Genomic DNA, 20405 nt, shown 5'->3' on the forward strand with positions numbered 1-20405 from the left:
GCGATCCGGAGCAGAACGGCATTATTGCTAGGACGCCTTGACCAATAGGCTTACACTAAAGGTATTGTGAATAGTGGTTGTGCAAAGCGCAGGAAGTTGTAATTGTGGATTTAATACCGGGCCGTGCTGATTTGTGGTTTTTACCTTTAGGTGGCACAGGCGAAATTGGCATGAACCTGAATTTATATGGTCATGCCGGTGTGTGGCTGATGGTGGATTGTGGTGTCACTTTTAATAGTCCGTTGCAGCCCAACAGTTTAAGCAAAGCAGATGTAGTGGCTGCCGATCCGGCTTTTATTGCCAGGCAACCGGAAAAGCTGGCTGGCATTATTATCACCCATGCTCATGAAGATCATATAGGGGCTTTGCCTGCACTCTGGCCTCGTTTTAAATGCCCTGTGTATGCCACAGCTTTTACGGCAGAAATTCTGCGCCGTAAACTTGGTGAAGTTGGGCTTTTGGATAAAGTACCTATCATTGAAGTGAAAACCGGCGACACCAAACATATAGGGCCTTTTGCCGTACAGTTTTTGGCTATTACCCATTCCATCCCTGAACCCCATTGTCTGATGATCCGCACGCCAGCTGGTTCTGTGTTTCACACAGCAGACTGGAAAATAGATGCAACACCTATGACAGGCAAAGCCTTTAAACCCCGCGTCTTTCAGCGTTTAGCACAAGAAAATGTCACAGCTATGGTCTGTGATTCCACTAATGCATTGCGTGATGGTTTTTCAGTGTCGGAAAGCGACTGTTATGAGGCTTTGTTGCAGGTGATAAGTCAGGCTGCGGGCAGGGTGGTGGTCAGTGGTTTTAGCAGCAATGTCGGGCGCTTAATAGCTCTTGGCCGGGTAGCCAATAAAACCGGTCGTTATATGGCGCTTTTGGGCCGTTCTTTACAAAATATGGTGGGTGCTGCACGAGCTACAGGGCATTGGCCAGACGACATTCATTTGATAGACGCCAATGATTTAGGTTATTTACCCAAAGAAGAAGTATTAGTGGTCGCCACCGGCAGTCAGGGTGAACCTAAAGCGACCTTAAGCCGTTTAGCCGCAGATATGCAGCGCGAACTAACACTGGAAGCCGGTGATTTAGTCATCTTCAGCTCCATTATTATTCCGGGCAATGAAGCCTTTATCGAAAAGCTGGTGCAGCAATTCCGGCAACGTGACATCCAAACCCTGCAAAGCCACGACACAGATTTACCCATCCACGTTTCAGGTCACCCGTGCCGTGGCGAGCTGGAGTTATTGTACAGCTGGGTAAAACCGCAAATCGCCGTGCCTGTGCATGGCGAAGCCGCTCATATAGAAGCTAATGCTCAGGTCGCACATCAAGCCGGAGTGCCAATCCAACTCACTGGTTTGAATGGCGACTTGTATGTGCTCTCACCAGAGCCTCGTGTCTATAAACAAGTGGTCAAAACCGGCCGTATTGCTTTGCTGCGCTAAGATAGTTTGGCCTCCATCTGCTGGCTTAACAGGCTTAAGCTGGCTGCTGCTTCATCAAAATCGTAGTTATTGATATGCTTGAGTAAAGCAGCAACCACTGTTTTATATTCTGTGCTGCTGAGTAACTGCTGCAGTTGCTCAGCTTTGTCCACGGCTTCAGTGTCATTGTCTGCTATTAAAGCCGTCAACTGCTGTACTAAGTTTTGGACTTCTGCAGGATCTGCAGCTTGTTCTGCTGTGACGTTTTGGTTTAGGTCTGTGTTGAGTTGTTTCAACGCAGTTAATACCACTGCCAGTTCCTGCTCAAGCCGCAGTAAAGGCGCTGCAATATCGGCATGCTCACGGCAGGCCATCTCTAAAGCTTGTGCCGCAAACTGCACTGCCTTAGCACCTATATTTCCGGCTGAACCTCTTAAGCTATGAGCACAGCGGCTGGCGGCTTCCGGGTCTGTGTCCTGCAGGGCTTGTTGAAACTGCTGGCTGAAATCCTGATTTGAATCGGCAAAACGTTTTAATAACTTCAGATACAAAGCCTGCTTGTGCTGGCTGACTGCAAGCCCGGCTTCTGTGTCTATACCTGCTAATTCAGGCAGTTGAAGTTGGTCTGCATCTTCAGACGTGGGCATCACTTCAGGCTGCGGATCAGCAACCTTGATCCATTTTGCCATCACCAAAAACATCTCATTGACGTTAATAGGTTTGGCAATATGAGCATTCATACCAGCATCCAGCGATTTTTCAATATCTGCGGTCATCACATTGGCGGTCATGGCGATAATAGGCAACTGGCTGAATTGCCCGAGCTGGCGAATCACAGCTGTGGCAGCATAACCATCCATCACTGGCATCTGACAATCCATCAGCACTGCATCAAAGTGTTGCTGCTGTAATAAATCCAATGCCTGTTGGCCGTTTTCAGCCAGGGTGACAACAAGCCCATTGCTTGTCAGTAGCTCCATAGCGAGCTCCTGATTCAGTGCATTGTCTTCAGCCAGTAAAATACGCGCCCCCTGCAACTGCCTGATAGCGGCCTGAACTTTAGCTATTACCCCAGTTGCTTTGTTGCTGATCTGACTGCTGTGACCAAAAGAATGCAACACAGCCTGCAGCAGGCTGTCACGACTAAAAGGTTTCGCCAGATAACTGTCAATGCTCAGATGAGCAGCTGCTTGTCTGGCTTCATCAGTACCATAGGCTGTCACCAGCATAACGTGCGGCGGAGAAAGCAAAGGCAGTTGCTGCAGCTTCGCAATAGTGGCTAAACCATCTAAACCCGGCATATTCCAGTCGATACAAAGTAACTGGAAAGGCTGCAACTGGTCGGCTTCGCGCACTAAAAGCAGCGCTTGTTCGCCGCTGTCTGTGGTGGTGACCTCAAAACCCTGATGGCGCAGCAGCCCGGCTAAAATATCCCGAGCTGTGTCGTTGTCGTCGGCCACAACAACTTTCAGCCCTGCCAGTGTGGCTGGTAACCCGGTTTCAGTCTGTGGTTGCGTGACTACGCCTAAGCGTGCGGTAAAATGAAAAGTGCTGCCCTTACCTTCAGTGCTTTCAACCCAAATCTCACCCTGCATCAGTTCGGTTAAGGTTTTACAAATAGCTAAACCTAAGCCTGTGCCGCCGTATTTGCGGGTGGTGGAACTGTCGGCCTGGCTGAATGACTGAAATAATTTGGCTTGTTGTTCTGCAGTCATACCAATACCGCTGTCTTTGACGGCAAAATGCAGCAGCACTTCGTTGGCTTCTTGTTGTTCACAATGCACTGAAACCGTGATTTCACCGGCCTGTTCGGTAAACTTCACCGCGTTATTGCCCAGATTTGTCAAAATTTGGCCTAAACGCAGTGGGTCGCCACGCAATACAGTGGGTACATCAGGGGCTATGGAAAAATGCAATTCTATGTGTTTTTCAGCCGCTTTCAGCCCAACCATATCCACCAGTTGTTCCAGCACGGCATCGAGCTGAAACTCGGTTTGTTCTATATCCAGTTTACCTGCTTCAATTTTGCTGAAGTCCAGAATGTCATTAATAATACCGAGCAAGACTTCAGCACTGCGGTGTACTTTTTCGATGTAATTGCGCTGTTTGGGCGCTAATTCTGTGTCCAGTGCCAGATGACTCATGCCAATAATGGCATTCATAGGAGTACGGATTTCATGCGACATATTGGATAAAAAGTCGGACTTGGCTTTGGTCGCCTGTTCGGCTTTTTCTTTGGCTTCCAGCAACGCACTTTCCATCGCCTTGGATTCGCTGACATCCAATAAAATACCAAATACCTTGTGTTGAATAGCTTTCCCCACACTCAGCATCCATTTCCACTGACCGCTGCGGCTTTTCATCCGCATCTGCACCCGGTACACATCACTGAAGCCTTTGATATGGTGTACAAAGGCAGCCTGGGTTCTGGCTAAATCATCCGGATGCACCAACTGGCTAAGCTGATCTATAGTGTTGCCATACAAGGCCAGCAGTTCGTCCGGGGTATAACCCAGCATAGTGGCCCAGATTTCATTGGTAATAAGCTCTCCGGTTTGGTTATTCAGCTCCCATGAACCAGCATTGGCTCCTATCATTGCCATCTCAAAACGTTGGCGGGTTTCAGACAGTTGCTGGAAGGATAAAGCGTTGGACACAGACACTGCTGCATGGCTGGCAATAATACGCAGCATATTAATTTGTGCTTCACTAAAAGCGTCGTTTTGATCACTTTGAATGCTCAGAATTCCCAGCAGTTGATCGCCTGCTATCAAGGGTTCACAAATCACTGTCTGGGTTTGTGGACCATTCAGGCAATGCTGGGGAGACAGGCCATAACGCGCCCAGTCCGATGGGGTAGAGATAATAAACTCCTGGCGCTGTTCAATGCAGTAGCAACTGGGGCGGCGTGGATTATTCAACTGCACTGAGACAGGGTCAAGTCGTTCGCCTTTTCGCATGGCAAACAGATAATTCAGCTCCGAGCGCTGCTGATCGTACAAAGCCAAAGCCACAGTGTCGGTGTTGAGTACTGTGGTCAGGTGGTTATAAATTTTTTGTGCTACTTGCTCCAGCTCAAAAGTGGCGGCTATGTCTTTGCCCAGCTCACCCAGTAATAAAATATCCTGAGTGCGTCTACTGACTTGTTCGGTTAAATGTTGCTCGCGTTTTTGCTGGGCCTGGGTTCTGGCTCTGAGCCAAAAAAAGATCAATAAAGCCAGTGTCAGCGGGGCTGCTACTAAAAACACAGTGGTTTGATACCAGGGCGGTAATATCTTCAATTTCAGTCGTTGTGGACTTGGGTTCCAGACACCGTGGTTATTACTGCCGACCACTTCAAATTGATAGTCACCAGGCGGCAGGCGGCCATAGTTAACCTTATGTTCGGGCGTTCTGTTGCTCCACTGATCGTCATACCCCATTAATCGGGTTTGATACCTGTTGTCTTCCGTGGCCTGAAAATCCAGAGCTGCAAAATCAATGCTTAAATTTTTAAAATCAGCTGCAACTTCCAGTAATTCAGGCAACGGAAAAGGCTGTTGTTTCCCATCAATTCTGACTGACGTAATCACTACGGGAGGTGGAACTTCATTAACCAGAACTTGCGATGGGTGCACTGCTGTAATGCCTTCAACGCTGCCAAAAAAGATCCGGCCATCCGGGGTTTGAGTGGCTGATCGAGGTAAAAAGCCATTGCTGTTCAGGCCATCATTGGTGGTGAAATAATTAAATATGCCAGTGTCCGGATCCAGCCGGGACACGCCATGAGAGGTCGCCAGCCACAACATACCATTGGTGTCCAGCGCCATGGATTGCACTGAAATGACTTCACCTTCGATCACATGTTTAAAGTGAGTGACTTTACCGGTTTTTTTCGAATAGAGGTCTACCCCCTGACTGGTAGCAAACCACAAGCTGTCGGCATCGGCTTGCACTATGGCTAACACGCTGGCTGTACTCAGATTGGTATTGCTCAGACTCTGGCTGGTGGCAGGTAAAAAATGGGAAATCTGTGTACGATCGGCCGAAATGCGATAAGTGCCGTCTCCCAGCGTGGCAACCCAGATTTCATTTTGCTGATCAACAAAACTAAACACAGGGTCTACGTCTTTTAAAAAGTAGTCTGTGCTATTGGTTTTGGGATCCCAGCGCACCAGATGATGAGTGGAAGACAACACCAGCCAGAGTTGATCGTCTTTATCCACTGCCAGGGATTCTATGCCATCCCCGGCTAATTTCATCCAGTCCATAGACAGCTGTTGGATTTGCAGTTGTTGCGGCTCCAGTTTATACAGGCCTGAATCTGTATTGATATAAAGCTGGTCTTTACTGTCATAGGCCATAGTTTTGATGCGAAAGCGGGTGAACTGACCTGGAAAGCTGTCTGAAGTTAAAGGGCTGAATTGCTGTTGACCATCAAAAGCAACCAAACCTTTGCCTGTGCCCAGCCATAAACCACCATCAGGCTTTGCGATCATACTTTGCACCTGAGAATACAAACCGGACAGCGGCCTGTGGCTTAAGTAGTTGTTCCAGCCTTCAAAAGCGGGCAGACGTGGAAATACTTTCACCACACCAGCATAACGGGTGGCTGCCCATAACAGTCCTGTGGAATCGAGCAGCACCTGGCGCACGTCATGGCTGCCGAGCAAAGACCAATCGCCATTTAATGCGGCCGGATAAAAGCTTTTTTCTTTGGTATTAAAATGATAGACCCCGGCCAGAGTGGCCAGAATAAGTAAGTCACCCTGAGCTGTCATACTGTTGACGCTGGGCAGCTCGCCATCCGGTAATGCATACCGCTGATAGCTGTTATTGTCTGGCTCAAAGCGGCCAAAACTCAAACGGGTAGAGACCCAGAGCTGATCCTGGGGGTCGATAAAAATAGAGCGTACTTCAGGGTGATCCAAAGAGCCTTCGGCTACGCCATATTTATGGAATTGCTGTTGCTCAGCGTCAAATCGATACAAACCATCGGTAGTGGCAACCCATAAATTCTGTTTACTGTCTTCTGCTAAGCCCCAGATCCTGTTGTTGCCAATACTCTGCGGATTAGCAGGATCATGGGTGTAACTTTTAAAAGTGTCGCTTTGTGGCTGATATAAATTTAAACCACCGCCATTGGTGCCCACCCATATATCGCCGGATTTAGTTTCAAACAGGGACTGCACTCTGTCTGCGCCTAATGAATTTGGCGACTCCGGGTCATGGCGGAAATGGCGGAAGGTCTGACTTTCAGGCAGGTATAAATTCAGCCCGCCACCCCAGGTGCCCACCCAAAGCCGGCTTTTCGAATCGTGCAGCATCACCCCTACATTATTATTCGACAGAGAACCTGGCTGGTCTGGCTCATGCTGAAAGGAAACAAACTGATAACCATCATAACGTTTCAGTCCGTCTGTTGTGCCAAACCATAAGAAGCCCTGATGATCGTTAGCCACACTGTAAATTTGTGGATTGGCCAGCCTGCTGTACACCGACAGTTTTTCAATTTTTTGTTGTGTGGCTGCTACTGTGAACATCAGCAGCGCAGGGATAACAGATGCCAGCAGCCTTATGCCCAGCAGATACAATGGATTCAATCAGACTCTCCGGATAAACAATTTATGTGGATACTGGCTCTGGCTCAACTGTCAGCCATCCGCAACTATTCGTCAAGTTGGGCAGCTGAGTTTATACCCAAGTATATAGCTGCGCTTTTGTCGGACAGAATGATTCCCATTCATTAAAAAAGAAAGTAACCTGAAAAACAGCAGATGAAGCCGGAGTGCAACACTATGACAGTCAAAGCTATGGATACAACGACAGAAGCAGCAGAAGCTGTGCGCAAACCATACTCTGAAATGACAGTACTGGTGGTTGACGCCACAGACATTGTGCGTGAAACCGTGGTTACTATGCTGCGGGACATGGGCTTTGGTCAGGTGTTGCAGGCAGGCAATGGCGAACATGCCTTGAGTATGATGCTGCTCAAGCAGGTTGATTTAGTGTTATCTGAGTGGCAAATGCCAAAAATGGATGGCATGGAGTTGCTGGCCAAAATGCGTGCGGATAAAAAGCACAGCCGCACCCCTTTTATTATGCTCTCGTCCATCATCGAACAAGCTGCGGTGATCCAGGCCATTAAGTCTGGTGTGTCTGAGTATGTGGTCAAGCCTTTTTCAGCCAAGATCTTGAGTGAAAGGGTGTTGCGTGCCATTGAAGGGCCTGCCCGTTCTGCTGCCCAGAAAAAAGCTGCCGGGTCCTCCAAAGAAGAACCACTGCAACAACAACCGCTGCGTATTTTGGTGGTGGATGATGTGGTGGATAATATTCAGGTGATCAGCGACATTTTGCGCAAAGACTACAAAGTTGGGGCTGCCACCAGTGGTGAAAAAGCATTAAAAATTTGTGCGGCAGAACCTCAGCCTGATCTGGTCTTACTGGATGTGATGATGCCGGAAATGAATGGTTTTGAGGTCTGTAAACGTTTAAAAGCCGATCCACAAACTCAGCATATTACGGTGATTTTTTTAACAGCTTTGGATCAAACCATGGATATAGTACGGGGTTTTGAATTAGGGGCTGTGGATTACATTACCAAACCCGTGAATCCGCCCGTGGTAAAAGCCAGAGTCAAAACTCATGCGGCTTTGATCCAAAGTGCCAAAGAAATGCGCAACCAGATTGATACGCTGCAGGACAGTTTCCGCTTAAAAAATGATGTCGAGCAAATTTTGCAGCACAAAGTTAAAGGGGCCTTGTCGGATCTGCAGATGACATTGAAGGCTTTGGAGCAAGGTGCTGATGACCCAGCCACAGTACGTATTAATACTTCATCCATTCGTGTGTCCTGCTCAGATTTAACCCAGCAGGTTGAGCAGTTGTTGGTACTGACGAAACAAGATTAAATGAACCTGATCATGAGCTTTATTGCTGTGGAGTTTTATGCGTTTTGAATGGCTGTCTTCACTGGCTGAAGTGACAGCAGCAGACTGGAATGGCTTATTTCCTGCTGATTATCCGTTTTGCCGTTATGAGTTTTTACTGGCGCTGGAGCAAGGTGGCAGTGTGGGCAGCAATGCAGGCAAAAACACCGGCTGGCTGGTGCGGCATTTTGTAGTCTGGCAAAACGATCAATTAATAGCTGCAGTGCCTGCTTATATTAAGTTGCATTCTTATGGCGAATACCTGTTTGACTGGTCTTTTGCCGAAGCTTATCAGAACTACGGTCTGGATTATTACCCCAAGTTGCTGCTGGCTATTCCCTTTACTCCTGCCGAAGGACCCCGTTTGGGGGTAGCTGCTGGTATTGATAAAGCAGAGCTGTTGCAGTGGCTGGCACAAGGAGTGACAGAACTGCAGCAGGTTTTGCCACTCAGTCATTTGCAATGCCTTTATGCCGAAACAGAGGATCAACAGGCTTTTCGGGACGCCGGTTTTATCGAACGTTTTGATGTGCAGTTTTTATGGAGCAATAAAAACTACTCATGCTTTGACGATTTTCTGGCTGTACTGACAGCCCGCAAACGTAAACAAATCCGCAAAGAAAGAGCTGCAGTCATAGAGCAGGGGGTTGTCATCAAAACCCTGACTGGTGTTGAGCTGGACTTAGTGTTCTGGCAGCAGTTTTATGGTTTTTATTGCGACACTTATCAAAAGCGATCACGCCATCAGGGCTATTTAACGGCCGACACCTTCTGGCGCTGGGGTCAGACTATGGCCAATCAACTGATCGTTTTTGCTGCTTTTAAAGATGATGAAATGCTGGCTGCTTCTTTGTGTTTCCAGTCAGAAAGTACTTTGTTTGGCCGCTATTGGGGCTGTAAACAAGACTTTAACTTCCTGCACTTTGAATGCTGTTATTACAGCGGCATAGACTATTGCATCAGGCAGGGCTTGCAGTTTTTTGATGCCGGAGCTCAGGGCGAACATAAGCTGCAACGTGGTTTTGCGCCCGTGCTCAGGCATGGTTTTTACCGCTTTACTGACAAAGCAGAACACAAAGCAATGAACGAAGCTATAGCCCGTTACTGTGTGCAAGAGCAGCGGGCTTTAGTGGTGTATCAGCAGGAAGCACAAGACAGTCTGCCTTTTGCTAACCGGGCAGATTAAGCCTTAGGGATGCTGTTAAAATCCGCCGCGCTGTGGCGCTCTGGCAGTTGCTCATGGGGGGCGCCCCAGTTGCGATTTACCTTCACAGCACGTTGTACCGCGGGCCGCGCATCAATTTGCTTGGCCCAGCGCTGCAGATGTGTATAACTTTGCACATCCAAAAACTCAGCCGCATTGTATAAGCGGCCCAACACCAGAGCGCCATACCAGGGCCAAATCGCCATATCGGCTATGGAATACTCATCACCTGCGATAAATTCATGGTTTGCTAATTGCTGGTCCAGTACATCCAGCTGGCGTTTGGTTTCCATTGCATAACGGTTGATGGGGTATTCATATTTTTCCGGGGCATAGGCATAAAAATGGCCAAAACCGCCACCGACAAAAGGTGCACTGCCCATTTGCCAGAATAACCAGTTCATCACTTCAGTGCGTTTAGCAAACTCCTTTGGTATAAAAGCGCCAAACTTTTCGGCCAGATAGAGCAAAATAGAACCTGACTCGAACACCCGGATACCGGTGCCTTTATCGAATAAAGCCGGGATCTTACTGTTTGGGTTTATGCCCACAAAACCACTGCCAAACTGATCGCCATCACGAATGCTTATCAACCAGGCGTCATAGTCTGCGGCCTGATAGCCTGCTTCCAGTAATTCCTCCAGCAGCATCGTCACTTTCACCCCATTGGGTGTCGCCATGGAATACAGTTGCAAGTCATGCCCGCCAACAGGCAAAGTTTTGTCATGGGTTGCACCTGATACAGGTCTGTTGATACTGGCAAAAGCTCCACCGTTTTGACTGTCCCATGTCCAGACTTTAGCGGGTGTGTAGGTATTGCTCATAAGATCTCCTGTTGGGCCTGATTTATAAAAGCTCTGATTGATATTGGTTTGCACTGCCGTTATTGCAAGGGGTCTACAGCTTTATTGAGACGTGCAGAGCTTTGTTTTGAGCCTGTTTGGTGGTGTGTCGTACAGACTCAGTGGTGTTCAGGGGGCAGGCTGACTATCCATATATTGAGCTGGATTATAAATATGAACACTTTCACTTTTTATTTATCTTGTGTGACTCTGGCTGTTTTAAGCTTGGCACCTTTAGCAGGCTGTAGCTCTCCAGGCCAGAATGTACAACAAAGCGTTGCACCTGCAGAACAAATTGGCAGCGTCAGTTCTATTCAGGTTATTGCCCTGGATAACCGTAGTTCAGGGGGCGGAGCTGTGCTTGGTGCTGTAATAGGTGGTGTTATTGGGAATCAGTTTGGTAGTGGCTCAGGACGCAGTGTGGCGACAGGAGTGGGAGTGATAGGCGGTGCTGTTGCGGGTAATCAGGCAGAACGAAACAATAAAACCGCTAACGAGATTTATCGGGTTACGGTAAATTTTGATAATGGCCGCACTCAGCAGTTTGATTATCAGGATATTGGCGATTTACGTCTGGGCGACAGAGTGCGGGTTGCTGGTTCGCAAATCTACCAGTTGTAGTCCCTTGTTGCATTAAGGCTGCATCTGTACAATCCGGCTTTTTTAGCAGGTTGGGATCAGATGTTTAGCCTTGAAACTTTAGCGCAGACCAAAGCACCATTAAACCGGATTAATCTCTCTGCTGACCTGCAAGAATTTCCGGCCGATTTATACCGTTTTGCCGACAGTGTTGAAATTCTGGACCTGTCCGGTAATGAGTTATCAGACCTTCCTGCTGATTTACATCGTTTTACTAAACTAAAACGCCTGTTTTTAACCAATAATAACTTCCGCCATATTCCCGTTGTGCTTAGTCAATGCCCAGAATTAGTGATGGTCAGTTTTAAAGGCAATCAGCTAACAGACTTTGCTGAAGATTCTTTGCCGGACCAGTTGGAATGGCTGATCCTGACGGACAATCAACTCACTGAATTACCATCTGATTTTGGCCGTTATACCAGACTGAAAAAAGTGGCTATGGCGGGCAATCAGTTGTCCTCTTTGCCGGACTCCATGCAGCAGTGCCGTGAGCTGGGTTTATTGCGACTTTCACTGAATAAGTTTGAGTCTTTTCCTGACTGGCTATTTAGGCTGCCAAAATTAGCCTGGCTGGCGCTGGGTGCAAATCCGGCTTGCCCTGTGCCTGAAGCAGAAGCGAAAAATACTCACTGGCTGAATGACTATCAGTTGCTGGAAAAGTTAGGCGAAGGCGCGTCCGGTGTGATTTATCAGGCGCGTTTTGCACAAGAGGCAGAGCTGGTGGCTTTAAAACAGTTTAAAGGCTGGGTCACCAGTGATGGCTGTCCAAAAGATGAAATGAATAATTACCTCAATGCTGGTGATCATGCGAATTTAATCACAGTCAAAGCACAACTGCGTGACAGCGATTTACCAGGTTTAGTGATGGAACTGGTGCCAGCCTCTTTTACTGTGCTGGGGCAACCTCCTTCTTTTGATAGCATCACCCGCGATACCTTTACCCAAGGCCAGCGTTTAACTCTGGCAGAGCTGAGTCAGTTGGCACAGCAAGTGGTAGAGGTAATGGCGCATTTGCATCAGCAGCAAATAGTGCATGGGGATTTGTATGCCCACAATATGCTGGTGAATGCTCAGCAGCAGTTGTATTTAGGCGATTTTGGTGCAGCTACAGCACTGAATGCTTTGCCAGCACAACAGCAACAGAACTTCTGTGCACTGGAAGTCAGGGCTTTTGGTTATTGGTTGCTGGATATGCAAACTTTGTTATCTGTAGAAGAGGCAGCTGATTTTGAGAATAAATGGGCTGCTGTGCCGGGTCTTTGTTTACAGCAAGAGGTTGAGGTGCGTCCGGGGTTCCGCCAGCTTCAGGAGCTGCTAAAAGCTTTGTAATTTTATTGGTTTGCTAAATCATCTTGTCGCTGAACTGGAGAATTGAACAACTTATAACTACAGTAAAAGACCATGGAGTTTTCTGTTTGGGTAACAAGGAAGAGGTTGAAACAGGCTTATGTCTTTTAAGTTATTGATAGTCGATGACAGTCAGGTGTGTTTGATGTTGACCAGAGGTTATGTGCAGTCGTTCAGACCAGACTGGAGTTGTTCCACTGCAGGCAGCGCCGAAGAAGCTATGACCTTAATTGAACTGCAGCACTTTGATGCCTATTCGCTGGACTATAACCTGCCTGGTCGCAATGGTCTGGAGCTGGCTCGCTGGATACGGGGCCGGGATCAGCACTGTTTTATTGGTTTGTTAACGTCCAATATTATGAATTACATTGAAGATCAGGCGATGACAGATAAAATTAACTATTATCGAAAACCAGCTAAACCTGATGTAATACAACAGTTTGTCAGCGATATTGAGCGTTATAAAACAGCTTATTTTAATAACTTAGTGAAATAAGCTTTGACACTGCTCTGAAAACCTATACACTGGCCTTGCTTTGTTAGTCTGTTCATTATTTATGCACCACAACGAATGTTACTGTTGTTTTAGTACGTCCTGTATTCATAAGTTAAAACATCTTCTACAGCACCACCGCCTGAAACCAGGCATATTAATTTCATTAAATACAGGTATATACCATGTCTAATACAACTACCGGCACAGTAAAATGGTTCAACGAAACTAAAGGTTTCGGTTTCATCGAACAAGCTTCAGGTCCAGACGTTTTCGCTCATTTTAGCGAAATCTCTAGCACGGGTTTCAAAACTCTGCAAGAAGGCCAACGTGTACAGTTCACTGTAACACAAGGTCAAAAAGGCCCACAGGCTGAGAAAATCGTTGTTCTGTAATTTTTAATTACAGTTACCCAAGACAGCAGAGTTAATCTGAGTTAAGGGTCACAACACAAAAAAAGGCAACTGCATCGCAGCTGCCTTTTTTACTTTATGGCATAAAAAAGCTCTTTCAGCTGATGAAACCAGAGCGTTAAGCACTACTCCTGCAGCGCATACACCTTAGGCAAATAAATTTCTTCTCCGGACTTAAATTTCATTTCTGCAAAGTCGAAAAAATTCTGGATAGTGACGCCAAAAACTTTTTGGGTATTAAACTGCGGTACCAAACGTTCAACAAACTCTTCGGCTATATTGTGTGCACAGCGAATGAGCTGTAAGTCTGCTTCATCTCCATGTTCAAAATACATTTTGATAAAACTATGCAAACCTGCGATACGAAATACGGTTTTCATCGAAGTGGGGCGCCAGAATCGAAAGTCCATTTGTGGATGATTGGCCAGTTCGAAATCAAATTCCCGCGCAGCTTTCCAGGGCAGACAATGAATTTCAAAGCCATGTTGAGTAAAAACCTTATACACAGACAAGCGGGGTTTGTTAGGGCAAATGATTTGTCCGGCTGCATCTTCTGAACCACACAAGTAGTTCAGGTTCCAGTTGCGCTGGTTGGTCAGAATATCCAGTGAGTTTTCAAAACCGTATTTCAGCATGCCTTCAGCCATGCCTAAAGAGGTGGCAACGGCGTGATAAAAAGCCGGCACATTTCCAAAAGTCAGTTTTAATTTCAGGCGGTTAATTTCTCTGAGCCTGTGCTCAATCTTTTCTATTTCTTGCATAGCATCCATTCCACTACTACTTTCCCCTTGCGCTGCACCATATCACAACAAAAGCCTGTTGATGAGCAGAATCAGACAAAAGTCGTGCTGCCGGCGACTTAGAGGTTTTGTCGCAGCAACTGCAAAGTTGTTGTGGCATTGGTGGCTTTGCCAAACAAGTAACCCTGACCATACTGACAACCTGCTGCCAGTAAAAACTCTTGTTGTGCCTGGGTTTCCACTCCTTCAGCAATCACATCCAGGCCCAGTGCATTCGCCATCGCAATAATAGCGCTGGTGATTTGTTTGTCGCTGGTATTGTCTGGTAGAGCCTTGATAAAACTCCGATCTATTTTCAGGCTGTTGATAGGAAGATGCCGTAAATAGGATAAAGAGGAATAGCCTGTGCCGAAGTCGTCAATGGCCAGTCGTATCCCTGACTGCCGCAGTTGTTGCAGTACATGGCGGGTTTGATTTTCCCTTTCTGGCAGCAGACAACTTTCGGTGATCTCCAGCTCCAGTAGTTTGGGATCTACTGCTGTTTCGCTCAGGATCTGCATTAACTGGGGGATAAACAACGGGTCCGCCAATTCTTTTGCTGAGATATTCACAGCCACTGGAACTGCTAATTCAGCCCAGGCTTGCAACTGATAACAAACTTGTCGCAACACCTGCTGGCCCAACTGCTGAATAAGCCCCAGGGTTTCCGCTATAGCAATAAAACGCTCCGGAGACACCTGACCTAAATCTTTATCATGCCAGCGCACCAAAGCTTCCAGGCTATGCAATTGGCCTGTTTGCAGATCAATTTTAGGCTGGTAATGCACTTCTAATTGCTGCTGAGCCAGAGCTTTACGTAACGCCTGTTCCAGCTGCAACGCCTCGTCATGACGTTGGCCTACACAACTGGTGTAAAAGCTGTATTTGTTGCGGCCTGATTCTTTCGCCTGATACATAGCTGCATCGGCAAATTTCAGTAATTCGCTGGCTGTGCTGCCATGTTGCGGATAAATACTGATCCCCACGCTGGTGGTTAAGACCAGCTCCTTGTGCTGAATGTGGAAAGGCAGCTCAAACTGCGCCACTATGCGTTGCGCCAGCTTTTCTATTTCTGCTACGCCGTTGCATTCAGGCACCAGTACAGTGAATTCATCTCCACCTAAACGGGCTACAGATTCACCTGACCGGCTGGCTTTTTGCAGTCGTCTTGCCACCTGACGTAAGGCGTCATCACCGGCCTGATGGCCCAGTGTATCGTTGATCCGTTTAAATAGATCCAGGTCGAGAAAGAGTACAGCCAGCTGATGATTATGCCGTTTTGCATTGGCCAAAGCCTGCTCCAGCCTGTCCTGATACAAACGGCGGTTGGCAAGACCTGTCAGTTCGTCAAAATAAGCCAGTTCATGAATTTTCTGCTCACGTTTTTTACGTTCTGTAATGTCAGAAAAGATGGCAGCGTATTGGTTTACAGTACCGCAATCTCCCCGTACTGCACTGATGGATAACCACTCCGGATAGAGTTCGCCATTTTTTCGCTTATTCCAGATCTCGCCTTGCCAGTAGCCTTGTTGTTGCAGCCGATGCCACATCTGCTGATAAAAAGTCCCGTCATGTTTTCCTGAACTGAGCAGAGTAGGCGTCTGACCTATAGCTTCTTCAGCGCTGTAGCCAGTCAGCTTACAAAAACTGGGATTGACTGACTGAATGATGCCAGCAGTATCAGTAATCATCACGGCATCGTGGGACGCTTCTATCACTTTAGAAGCTAACCTTAAGCTGCTTTCTGAGGATCGCAGTGCTTTGTCTCTGGCTTGCAGCGCCGCTTTTAGCTCGTTGATGTAAAGGTGTTCCATATTCAACAGTATGTGGTTGTGAGATAACAAACCCGCAGGTTTTCCATCTGAGTTGGTCACACCAAGATGGCGAAAACCATGCTCACGTAATAAGCGCACGGCCTGAAGTAAGCTGCTGTGCAGAGGTAAGGTTAATAAAGGCCGGGTTGCGACTTCAGCTAAAAGGCAAAGCGTGCGGTCTGTCGCAATAAAGTGCACTAAGTCACGTTCTGTCACTATGCCGTATTCAGAATTTTCGAACTGGACTATAGCTGCATCACGTTGAGTTTGTCTCATCAGTACAGCAGCCTGAGCTACTGTAAGGTTGGCTTGTAATAACAAGGGCAGCTCAACCAGAATGGATCTGATATCCCGCAGCATTAAATAATGTTCCAGTGGCTGCTGATAAATAAGATCTGTTTGCGTCACTATGCCAATGGCTTCCTGTGCCGGGCCTGTCACCAGTAAACGTCTGACGTTTTGTTGTTTCATCAGCGCCGCAGCGTCGCTGGTGCTGCACTGCTGCTGCACTGAAAGCACAGGGCTGCTCATCACTTCAGACACTGCTTGTTGCAATACTCTGTTGTCTGACAGGTCCAGTTTCTTGCAGTCCGATTCAGTCCAGATCCCGATGATCCCTTGTTCATCTTTAATCAGAATGCAGCTGATGTTGTGTTGCTGCATCAGCTGAGCTGCTTGTTGCACGCTGTTGTGTGGGCTGCAACAGATCAGGTTTTTTTGCAGCACCATAGCAACAGTCTGGCCTGATGACAGAGGTGTTAAAGCAGAGCTCAGCGGAGAATTCATGTTCAGGGCAGTTCCATAAGCAGCAACAGAGCCCGCTATGCTAATGCCTGCATCTGTTTTGGATCTTGATCTGGAACAACAGCGCTGAAGCTTTGTTATTTTTTTACCTGAATGGCTCAGTGTTTTAGTTTTTTTAGAAATCGATTACCTTAATTTATTTTCAATAAAATCAGTGTTTTGAGTTTCCATTGTTTGATATTGATCAAAAATTTTTGGTAAACGTTTACCTTGGGTGTTATAACTGCACTGTGCACTGCTGAACCCGCATATAAAAAATCAGCTTAGCGCATAAAAAAATAACAATTGATACCGACAGGGGTAGGAAATGACAGGCAAATTCAACTTGACCGTTGTAGCTTTAGCTATGACGCAAATCTTTGCTATGCAGCATGCACAAGCACAAAGCGAAGAAAATACCACTCAACAAAATGCAAAAAAAGCAGAGCCGCAAATCGAAACCATCGAAGTGAAAGGCTTTGGTGCCACGCTGAGCAAGTCGTTAATGCAGAAAAAGTTTTCAGAATCAACGGTAGAAATTATCTCTACCGATGATTTAGGTCAATTACCTGACGTCACTATTGCTGACTCACTGGGCCGTTTGCCTGGTGTTGCGGCAGAGCGTGATCGTGGTAATGCCAGTAGTATTTCTATTCGTGGTTTAGGTGCACGTTTAAACGCTGCCACCATGAATGGCCGTGAAATTGTCAGCGCCGAACCCAGTCGGGACGTACGTTATGAGCAATTTCCTGCTGAACTGATCAACTCAGTTGAAGTGTACAAAAGCCCGATGGCAAATAACCTCGAAGGGGGTATTGCTGGGTTGGTCAATATGAATTTCGTCAGTCCGCTGGCAAGAGACAAGCGCATTATTAACATCAGCGGTCATCTGATGGATTATCAAATGGCGGATGATTTACCTGGTGCTGACAGTTCTGGCGAAAAAGCCAGTTTCTCTTATATCGATCAGTGGACTGATAATTTTGGTGTGGTGTTTGGCGTAACTTTTCAGGATCAACCTTCAGTTCAGCGTGAAACCGCATTTTACTCTTACAACAAAGTGGCCGCTGATCAAGGTGATGTAAATGGTGATGGCATTACCGAAGCTGCACCATGGGGCGGTAAAACTGGTACTAAAGTGGGCAATACTGAACGTGTTGGCAGCTTAATGATCCTCGAGTGGGAGCCTGCTGACAGTGTGAATCTGAAATACGATTTGTTTTATTCCAAATTTGATATTGAAGAGCGTGAAGACCAGTTCTGGTTTGATGGTTGGGGCAACTGGCAAGGCAGTAATAACTGGGGATACAACAACTCGGCGACGGCACCCACTGTTGTCACCCGTCCAGATGGTTCACAGCAATTAACGGGCGGCGGTATTTTATGGGGCGCGCATTCGGCTAACAACGCCACCTGGTTTCAGGAAAATAATCTGTTAAGCACAGGCTTAAAAACCACAGTGACAGGTGATGTCTGGACATCCACCTATGACGTTGGTTATTCCGAAGCAGGTATAGAATCACGTTGGGTGAATATTACCTCTGCTTATGGCGGTCCTACACCTCTGGATATCAGCTGGAGTAACACAGAGGGGCGTTTAGCCGTTCAAAGCAATGAAGCCATTGGCAATCCGGACTATTACACTATTTCTGGTATGAACGTAGATACAGACCGCGACTTAACAGACGAAATGGTCAGCGCCAGAGCAGATTTTGAACGTAATATCGAATGGGGTGTTTTTGAAACCCTGGTGATAGGTGGCCGTTACAGCGACCGCGAAAAAAACAATGATGTACAAAGCTGGTGGCAGTCGCCAGTTAATACAGCTTTGACAGATTACGGTTACAGTTATGCTTTAGGTGGTGGTTTTGTGTCACCTGATCTGTATGGCTTTAAAGACTGGAATTCCACTATGACTCAGGCTTTTGGTGGTATAGATAACCGCAGTCAACACGCCAAAACCGATCAGGACAGAGTCAACAGCTGGTTTGTGGGTGAAACCAATAGTGCCGCTTATTTTATGCTGAAAATGTCGGGTGAGCTGGGTGACCTGCCTTACACAGGTAACTTTGGTGTGCGTTATGTCAAAACCGTGTCTGCCTCTTCGGGTTATCAGTTTAAAGATGGTGCTTATTCGCCCGTTTCTGTCGACCATGACTACGATGAAATTTTGCCTGCTCTGAATATGATTTTCACCTTAAGTGAAGAAGCTCAGGTGCGTTTTGGTTTGTCTCGAGCTATTTCGCGGCCGCCATTGGTTGAAATGCGTACCGGCTTCCAGCTGGATTCACAAAGCCCGGTCAGAACTGGCTCAGGTGGTAATCCAGCCTTGGATCCATTTGTGGCTGATCAAATTGATTTAGGCTACGAATACTACTGGTCAAGCGACCGCGCTATGACGATATCCACCTTCTTTAAAGACTTAAAAACTCATATCGGCAGTTCAACTGACGTGATGATGGTGGATGGTATCGCCTACGATTTTACCGGCCCTGTCAATGGCAGCGGTGGCCAAATTAAAGGCCTGGAACTGATGTACCAACAAGCCTTAACTATGCTGCCAGAGCCTTTTGATGGTTTAGGTTTTTATGCCAACTACTCCTTCACCGACAGCGATGTGACTGAGTTTGTGCCTGAAGATAATCCGTTGCCCTTAGGTGGTTTATCTAAGCATGTGGGGAACCTGACCTTGTGGTACTACAAAGCTGGTTTTGATGCCAAGGTGTCGTACAACTACCGTAGTGCCAATACCCGTGTAGGCAGCTGGATCCCAACAGAGATCACCAGAGCAGCAGCGGAACGCACTGTAGATGCCAGCTTATCTTACGAAGTTACAGAAGCTTTTAAAGTTATGTTGCAGGCGCAAAACCTGACCAACGAAGCCGCAGTCACTTATTTTGATAACGATCCAAGCCGTCCGGCCAGTTATCAGGAATGGGGCCGTCGTTTCCTGATAGGTTTCTCTTACTCAATGTAAGTGGCTTGTTATTCAGCACTTAAAACCCGGCCTTAGGGCCGGGCTTTTTACGGAAGCCATACTGATGTCTTTATCTCCTTGCCATATTTTGCTGACCGGTGCCTCATCGGGCATAGGCCGTGCTTTAGCCATAACTTTAGCTGCACAAGGCCACAAACTGAGTTTATGTGGTCGTGACCCGGCCAAACTGGCACAGAGCTTAGCTTTATTGCCACCAGGCGCTGCAGTGTTCAGTGACAGCTTTTCAGTGACAGAAGCTGCAGCCATCCATCAGTTTTGCCAACAGGCACAACAGCAGTTTGGTGCAGTGGATGTGCTGATTAATTGTGCTGGCGGCAATAGCAGCCGAAGTAGCGCAACAGAACCGGATTGGTCTGCGCTAGAGCAAATGATGCAACTGAACTTCTATGCGCCGCTGCATTTTATCCAGCAACTGGTGCCTGGGATGCAGCAACAAGGCAAAGGCATAGTACTGAATGTATTGTCGACCGTTTGTTTGTTTTCTAACCCTGGTATTTCGGCTTACAGCGCCAGCAAAGCTGCTCTTGATAGCTACAGCAAAGTGCTGCGTAAAGAGCTAAACGGCACAGGTGTAAAAGTACTGTCTTTGTATCCTGGTGGTGTGGATACCGGATTTCGCGCAGCCAGCAGACCTGATTATTTGTCTGCTGAAGAGGTGGCCAATGCCATTCTGCTGATGCTGGCAAGCTCTGCCAAAGCTCATATCCACGAGCTGGTGCTAAGGCCTGCCATTGAAACCAATTTTTGTTAAG

At 47.2% G+C, this 20405-nt stretch carries 13 protein-coding genes; 9 read left to right on the top strand and 4 right to left on the bottom strand.

All coding sequences use genetic code 11. The features are described from left to right. Nucleotides 1–104 precede the first annotated feature (104 nt). Complete coding sequence (locus J2W69_RS05495) at nt 105–1454, top strand: ribonuclease J (protein WP_310275392.1); 1350 nt, start codon at nt 105–107, stop codon at nt 1452–1454. Here the strand turns inward: J2W69_RS05495 and J2W69_RS05500 are convergent. After that, complete coding sequence (locus tag J2W69_RS05500; protein ID WP_310275394.1) at nt 1451–7015, bottom strand: response regulator; 5565 nt, start codon at nt 7013–7015, stop codon at nt 1451–1453. The genes J2W69_RS05495 and J2W69_RS05500 overlap by 4 nt on opposite strands. 195 nt (nt 7016–7210) lie before the next feature. On the opposite strand from J2W69_RS05500, the gene J2W69_RS05505 reads away from it, so the two are divergent. Both J2W69_RS05505 and J2W69_RS05510 read left to right on the top strand, forming a co-directional pair. Beyond that, a complete protein-coding gene (locus J2W69_RS05505) occupies nt 7211–8323 on the top strand; it encodes a response regulator (RefSeq protein WP_310275396.1) in 1113 nt (370 codons plus the stop codon). Between the two features lie 37 nt (nt 8324–8360). Further along, complete coding sequence (locus J2W69_RS05510) at nt 8361–9527, top strand: GNAT family N-acetyltransferase (RefSeq protein WP_310275398.1); 1167 nt, start codon at nt 8361–8363, stop codon at nt 9525–9527. Here J2W69_RS05510 and yghU read toward each other — a convergent pair. Then, nucleotides 9524–10369 carry a glutathione-dependent disulfide-bond oxidoreductase gene (gene yghU / locus J2W69_RS05515; protein ID WP_310275400.1) on the bottom strand — a complete coding sequence of 282 codons (846 nt, stop codon included), beginning with the start codon at nt 10367–10369 and terminating at the stop codon, nt 9524–9526. The two genes, J2W69_RS05510 and yghU, sit on opposite strands and share 4 nt — an antisense overlap. 192 nt (nt 10370–10561) lie before the next feature. Between yghU and J2W69_RS05520 the strand changes: the two genes are divergently transcribed. The 4 genes from J2W69_RS05520 (at nt 10562) to J2W69_RS05535 (ending at nt 13261) form a co-directional block, all read left to right on the top strand. Further along, a complete protein-coding gene (locus tag J2W69_RS05520) occupies nt 10562–11008 on the top strand; it encodes an outer membrane lipoprotein (RefSeq protein WP_310275402.1) in 447 nt (148 codons plus the stop codon). Nucleotides 11009–11068: 60 nt separating this feature from the next. Continuing rightward, nucleotides 11069–12355, top strand: coding sequence for a protein kinase domain-containing protein (locus tag J2W69_RS05525; protein WP_310275404.1), 1287 nt, complete (start codon nt 11069–11071; stop codon nt 12353–12355). Between the two features lie 118 nt (nt 12356–12473). After that, nucleotides 12474–12869 (top strand): response regulator, encoded by a 396-nt coding sequence (locus J2W69_RS05530; RefSeq protein WP_310275406.1) that lies wholly within the window; start codon nt 12474–12476, stop codon nt 12867–12869. 182 nt (nt 12870–13051) lie between these two features. Continuing rightward, nucleotides 13052–13261, top strand: a complete 210-nt coding sequence (locus tag J2W69_RS05535; RefSeq protein ID WP_008897616.1) for a cold-shock protein — start codon at nt 13052–13054, stop codon at nt 13259–13261. Between the two features lie 143 nt (nt 13262–13404). Here the strand turns inward: J2W69_RS05535 and J2W69_RS05540 are convergent, their stop codons facing one another. Continuing rightward, entirely contained in the window at nt 13405–14040 is a 636-nt protein-coding gene (locus J2W69_RS05540) for a hypothetical protein (protein ID WP_310275410.1), read from the bottom strand. A 98-nt stretch (nt 14041–14138) separates the two neighbouring features. After that, nucleotides 14139–16658, bottom strand: a complete 2520-nt coding sequence (locus tag J2W69_RS05545) for an EAL domain-containing protein (RefSeq protein ID WP_310275412.1) — start codon at nt 16656–16658, stop codon at nt 14139–14141. Between the two features lie 325 nt (nt 16659–16983). On the opposite strand from J2W69_RS05545, the gene J2W69_RS05550 reads away from it, so the two are divergent. Together J2W69_RS05550 and J2W69_RS05555 are read left to right on the top strand one after the other, a co-directional pair. Continuing rightward, nucleotides 16984–19632, top strand: a complete 2649-nt coding sequence (locus tag J2W69_RS05550; RefSeq protein WP_310275414.1) for a TonB-dependent receptor — start codon at nt 16984–16986, stop codon at nt 19630–19632. 64 nt (nt 19633–19696) lie between these two features. Next, nucleotides 19697–20404: an SDR family NAD(P)-dependent oxidoreductase gene (locus J2W69_RS05555; RefSeq protein ID WP_310275416.1), complete on the top strand. Its 708-nt coding sequence runs from the start codon at nt 19697–19699 to the stop codon at nt 20402–20404. Nucleotide 20405: the final 1 nt, after the last annotated feature.

The sequence above is a fragment of the Rheinheimera soli genome, from assembly GCF_031457405.1.
GTDB lineage: Bacteria > Pseudomonadota > Gammaproteobacteria > Enterobacterales > Alteromonadaceae > Pararheinheimera > Pararheinheimera soli_A.

What these genes read in the sequence shown, in the direction of transcription:
- yghU (WP_310275400.1), bottom strand. Translation starts at nt 10,369, where the DNA reads ATGAGCAATACCTACACACCCGCTAAAGTCTGGACATGGGACAGTCAA.
- J2W69_RS05525 (WP_310275404.1), top strand. Translation starts at nt 11,069, where the DNA reads ATGTTTAGCCTTGAAACTTTAGCGCAGACCAAAGCACCATTAAACCGG.
- J2W69_RS05530 (WP_310275406.1), top strand. Translation starts at nt 12,474, where the DNA reads ATGTCTTTTAAGTTATTGATAGTCGATGACAGTCAGGTGTGTTTGATG.
- J2W69_RS05505 (WP_310275396.1), top strand. Translation starts at nt 7,211, where the DNA reads ATGACAGTCAAAGCTATGGATACAACGACAGAAGCAGCAGAAGCTGTG.
- J2W69_RS05555 (WP_310275416.1), top strand. Translation starts at nt 19,697, where the DNA reads ATGTCTTTATCTCCTTGCCATATTTTGCTGACCGGTGCCTCATCGGGC.
- J2W69_RS05510 (WP_310275398.1), top strand. Translation starts at nt 8,361, where the DNA reads ATGCGTTTTGAATGGCTGTCTTCACTGGCTGAAGTGACAGCAGCAGAC.
- J2W69_RS05520 (WP_310275402.1), top strand. Translation starts at nt 10,562, where the DNA reads ATGAACACTTTCACTTTTTATTTATCTTGTGTGACTCTGGCTGTTTTA.
- J2W69_RS05540 (WP_310275410.1), bottom strand. Translation starts at nt 14,040, where the DNA reads ATGCAAGAAATAGAAAAGATTGAGCACAGGCTCAGAGAAATTAACCGC.
- J2W69_RS05545 (WP_310275412.1), bottom strand. Translation starts at nt 16,658, where the DNA reads ATGAATTCTCCGCTGAGCTCTGCTTTAACACCTCTGTCATCAGGCCAG.
- J2W69_RS05535 (WP_008897616.1), top strand. Translation starts at nt 13,052, where the DNA reads ATGTCTAATACAACTACCGGCACAGTAAAATGGTTCAACGAAACTAAA.
- J2W69_RS05550 (WP_310275414.1), top strand. Translation starts at nt 16,984, where the DNA reads ATGACAGGCAAATTCAACTTGACCGTTGTAGCTTTAGCTATGACGCAA.